Genomic DNA, 5,007 nt, shown 5'->3' on the forward strand with positions numbered 1-5,007 from the left:
GGGCAGACGCGACTCCGCCGCGCGACGACGCCCCGCACCCGCAGCAGGCCAACACCTCCCACCCCCCGTACGAGCGCACCCCGCAGAACGAGCGCCCGGCGCATCACGAGCACACCCCGTACGACCAGCACGGCCCGTACACCGAGGCCGACACCGAGCGGCGCGCCCCCGAACCCGACAAGCGGCCCGGCCGCACCGCCTTCCAGCGCGACCGCGCCCGCGTACTGCACTCGGCCGCGCTGCGCCGCCTCGCGGGCAAGACGCAGGTCGTCACCCCCGGGCAGCAGTCTCTCGGCTGGGACGCCAGCCCCCGCACCCGGCTGACCCACTCGCTCGAATGCGCCCAGGTCGGCCGGGAACTGGGCGCCGCCCTCGGCTGCGACCCCGACCTCGTCGAAACCGCCTGCCTTGCCCACGACCTCGGCCACCCGCCCTTCGGGCACAACGGCGAACAGGTCCTCAACGGCTTCGCCAAGGACTGCGGCGGCTTCGAGGGCAACGCCCAGTCGCTGCGCCTGCTCGCCCGCCTCGAACCCAAGCGCTTCCTCCAGCCGGGCCCGGGCGCGGACGACGGCGACCTGGTCAGCGTCGGCCTCAACCTCACCCGTGCGGCCCTGGACGCCGCCACCAAGTACCCCTGGCCGCGCGGCGGCCACCCCACCGACCCCGACTCCCCGAAGTTCGGCGTCTACGAGGACGACCTGCCCCTCTTCGCCTGGCTGCGGCAGGGCGCCCCCGAACACCGGCAGTGCTTCGAGGCCCAGGTGATGGACTGGTCCGACGACGTCGCATACTCCGTCCACGACTTCGAGGACGGGCTGCACGCCGGGCACCTCGACCCCAACATGCTGCTCGCCGAGCCCGAGCGCCAGGCGGTCTTCGCCTGCGCCACGGGCCGCTACGCCCCGCCCGGCACCGACCCCGCCGAACTGGCCGAGGCCCTCGACCGGCTCATCGACCAGGAGTGGTGGCCGCACGGCTACGACGGCTCCGCCCCCGCCCAGGCCCGGCTGAAGGACGCCACCAGCCAGCTCATCGGCCGGTTCTGCCTGGCCGCCGAGGGCGCCACCCGCCAGGCCTACGGCAGCGGGCGGCTGACCCGCTACGCCGCCGAGCTCGTCGTGCCGCACGGGACCCGACTGGAATGCGCCGTTCTCAAGGCCGTCGCCGATCTGTACGTGATGCAGCGCGCCGAGCAGGAACGGGTCAGGGCCGACCAGCGGATCGTCCTGGCCGAACTGGCCGAGGCGCTGAACGCCCGCGCGCCCGAGGGACTCGACCCGCAGTTCCGGGCCCTGCACGCGGCGGCCGGGGACGACCGGGCCCGGCAGCGCGTCGTGGTCGACCAGATCGCCGCCCTCACCGACGCCTCCGCCCGCAGCCTCCACGCACGCGTGGCCCGGTCCTGACTCACCCACACATCCCGGTCCCGACCCGGCATGCGTGGCCCAAGTCCTGACCCACGCACGCGTGGACCGGGATGAAAACGGCGAGGGATGACGGCGCGGGATGAACGGGAAAGCCGCCGCACCCGTCTAAGACCGGTAGTGGCCGGGTCGCACCCGCCCCCGGCGAGGTCCTCTTCCCGCGCCACGCCCCGTGCGGGAGGCTCGCCAGGGGGGTGGAGAGCGGGAGACGATGGACACCGGCTTAAGGCCCGGCAGCGAGGAGGCACCAAGTGGTCGACGCACATCAGACGTTCGTCATCGTCGGGGGAGGGCTCGCGGGGGCCAAGGCCGCCGAAACCCTGCGCTCGGAAGGCTTCACCGGACGGGTCATCCTCGTCTGCGACGAGCGCGACCACCCCTATGAACGGCCCCCGCTGTCCAAGGGCTATCTCACCGGCGCCGACGAGCGCGACAGCGTCTTCGTCCACGAACCCGCCTGGTACGCGCAGGCCGAGATCGAACTCCACCTCGGCCAGCCCGCCGTACAGCTCGACCGCACCGCCAAGGCCATCACCCTCGGCGATGGCACCCGCATCCACTACGACAAGTTGCTGCTCGCCACCGGGGCCGAGCCCCGCCGCCTCGACATCCCGGGCACCGACCTCGCCGGTGTCCACCACCTGCGCCGCCTCGCGCACGCCGACCGGCTGCGCGGCGTACTGGCCTCCCTCGGCCGGGACAACGGGCACCTGCTCATCGCGGGCGCGGGCTGGATCGGCCTCGAAGTGGCCGCCGCCGCCCGCGGCTACGGCGCCGAGGTCACCATCGTCGAACCCCAACCCACGCCGCTGTACGGCGTGCTGGGGCCCGAACTCGGCACGGTCCTGGCCGACCTGCACCGCGAGCACGGCGTCCGCTTCCACTTCGGCGCCCGGCTCACCGAGATCACCGGCCAGGACGGCATGGTCCTCGCCGCCCGCACCGACGACGGCGAGGAGCACCCGGCGCACAGCGTCCTCGCGGCGATCGGCGCCGCGCCCCGCACCGGACTCGCCGAGTCCGCGGGCCTCGCCCTGGCCGATCGCGCGGACGGCGGAGGCATCGCCGTCGACGCCTCCCTGCGCACCTCCGACCCCGACATCCACGCCGCGGGCGACGTGGCCGCCGCCCAGCACCCGCTGCTCGACACCCGCCTGCGCGTCGAGCACTGGGCCAACGCCCTCAACGAGGGCCCGGCCGCCGCCCGCGCCATGCTCGGCCGGCAGGTCTCCTACGACCGCATCCCGTACTTCTTCTCCGACCAGTACGACCTCGGGCTCGAGTACTCCGGCTACGCCCCGCCCGGCAGCTACGACCAGGTGCTGCTGCGCGGCGACGCGGCCAAGCGCGAGTTCATCGCCTTCTGGCTCGACGAGGGCCGCGTCATGGCCGGGATGAACGTCAACGTCTGGGACGTCACCGAGCAGATCCAGCAGCTCGTACGCTCCGGGCAGCGGGTGGACACCGAGGCCCTGGCCGACCCGGCCGTGCCCCTGGGAGCCCTGCTCGCGTAGCGCGCGGGGCACGGCGGCACCCACCGCGGTCGTGCCGGTCCCGGAGGCCTCCCGCTCCTGTGGGCGGTCTCGGGACCGGCCACCGCGGGAGGCCGCCGTCTCCCCCCGGTGGCCGATCAGCGACCGGGCTGTCGGACCCCGGCCGTAGACTTCACGCGTGGCAGGCAGGATCAACGATGACGACGTGAAGGCGGTCCGGGACGCGGTCCCGATCGACGCCGTCGTGTCCGAATACCTCCAGCTGCGCAACGCCGGCGGCGGCAACCTCAAGGGCCTGTGCCCCTTCCACGACGAGAAGTCCCCCTCCTTCCAGGTCAGCCCCAGCAAGGGCCTCTTCTACTGCTTCGGCTGCCAGGCCGGCGGGGACACGCTCGACTTTGTCATGCGGGTCGACCACCTGTCCTTCTCCGAGGCCGTCGAACGGCTCGCCTCGCAGGCGGGGATCACGCTGCGGTACGAGGAGGGCGGGTACACCCCCGGGCGCCAGCAGGGCGAGCGGATCCGGCTGGTGGAGGCCCACAAGGCCGCCGCGGTGTTCTACGTCGAGCAGCTCGGCGGCGCCGAGGCCGAGATCGGCCGGAAGTTCCTCGCCGAGCGCGGCTTCGACCAGGCCGCGGCCCAGCACTTCGGCGTCGGCTACGCCCCGGCGGGCTGGGACCATCTCGTACGGTTCCTGCGCGGCCGCGGGTTCAGCGACAAGGAGCTGATCCTCTCCGGGCTCGCCCAGGACGGCCGCCGCGGCCCCATCGACCGGTTCCGCGGGCGCCTGATGTGGCCGATCCGCGACATCACCGGCGAGGTCGTCGGCTTCGGCGCGCGCAAGCTGCGCGAGGACGACAACGGCCCCAAGTACCTGAACACGCCCGAGACCCCGCTCTACAAGAAGTCCCACGTCCTCTACGGCATCGACCTCGCCAAGAAGGACATCGCCAAGACCAACCGCGCCGTCGTCGTCGAGGGCTACACCGACGTCATGGCCTGCCACCTCGCCGGGGTCACCACCGCCATCGCCACCTGCGGCACCGCCTTCGGCGGGGACCACGTGAAGATCCTGCGGCGGCTGCTGATGGACAACTCCGGGGCCGAGGTCGTCTTCACCTTCGACGGCGACGCGGCCGGGCAGAAGGCCGCGCTGCGTGCCTTCGAGGACGACCAGAAGTTCGCCGCCGAGACCTCCATCGCCATCACCCCCGGCGGCATGGACCCCTGCGAACTCCGCCTCGCCGAGGGCGACGAGGCCGTCAAGGCCCTGGTCGACGCCCGCACCCCGCTCTTCGCCTTCGCGCTGCGCACCATCGTCGCCCGCTACAACCTGGACACCGAGGAGGGCCGCATCTCCGCCGTCGACGCGGCCGTCCCCGTCGTCGCCGCCATCAAGAACCAGGGGCTGCGCGACCGTTACGCGATCCGGCTCGTCGGCATGGTCGGGATCACCAGCCAGGCCGAGGAGCAGTCCATCATCCGCCGGGTCCGCGCCCTCGCCCGCAGCCTGGACAGCAACCCCGGCCAGGGCGGCGGCCCCCGCGCGGGCGGCCGCCGCACCCCGCCCGCCGCGGCCGGTGCCCAGGGCGGCACCGCGCCCCGGCCTCCGCGCGGCCCCGCCCTGAACCTGCGCAGCCCCGCCCACCGCGACGAGCGCGAGCTGCTCAAACTCGCCCTCCAGCGCCCCGACCTGGTCTCCCCGGCGTTCGACGCCTACGGCGCCGACGAGTTCACCGCGCCCCCGTACGCCACCGTGCGCCTGGCCATCGAGGCCGCCGGGGGAGCGGCAGCTGCCGACCGCGACTACCTCACACGCGTACGCGACGCCGCCCCCGACGACTCCGTGCGCGCCCTGGTCCACGAGCTGGCCGTCGAACCGCCCCACACCCGCCGCGAACCCGACGAGGTGTACGCGGGCACGCAGCTCGTCGCCGTACGGCTCGCCGCCGTCAACCAGCGCGTCGGCGACATCCGCGGCACCCTCCAGCGCCTGGGCCCGCAGGCGGACCCGGACCATCTGGCCGCCGTCCAGAACGAGTTGTGGGTGCTCCAGCAGTACGGCCAGGCGCTGCGCGAGCGCGGCG

The 5,007-nt window shown here is 73.8% G+C and carries 3 protein-coding genes; all 3 read left to right on the plus strand.

Annotated features, from left to right (window positions below):
• Window positions 1-1,409 (plus strand): deoxyguanosinetriphosphate triphosphohydrolase (locus AOK16_RS22000; protein ID WP_107098425.1); only part of this gene is annotated, 1,409 nt, incomplete at its 5' end.
• 269 nt (window positions 1,410-1,678) lie between these two features.
• Entirely contained in the window at window positions 1,679-2,941 is a 1,263-nt protein-coding gene (locus AOK16_RS22005) for an NAD(P)/FAD-dependent oxidoreductase (protein WP_055473910.1), read from the plus strand.
• 157 nt (window positions 2,942-3,098) lie between these two features.
• Window positions 3,099-5,007, plus strand: a 1,909-nt coding sequence (gene dnaG / locus AOK16_RS22010) for a DNA primase (protein ID WP_079101652.1), incomplete at its 3' end; no start/stop codon positions are given.

The sequence above is a fragment of the Streptomyces pathocidini genome (genome assembly GCF_001418495.1).
Classification (GTDB): Bacteria; Actinomycetota; Actinomycetes; order Streptomycetales; family Streptomycetaceae; genus Streptomyces; species Streptomyces pathocidini.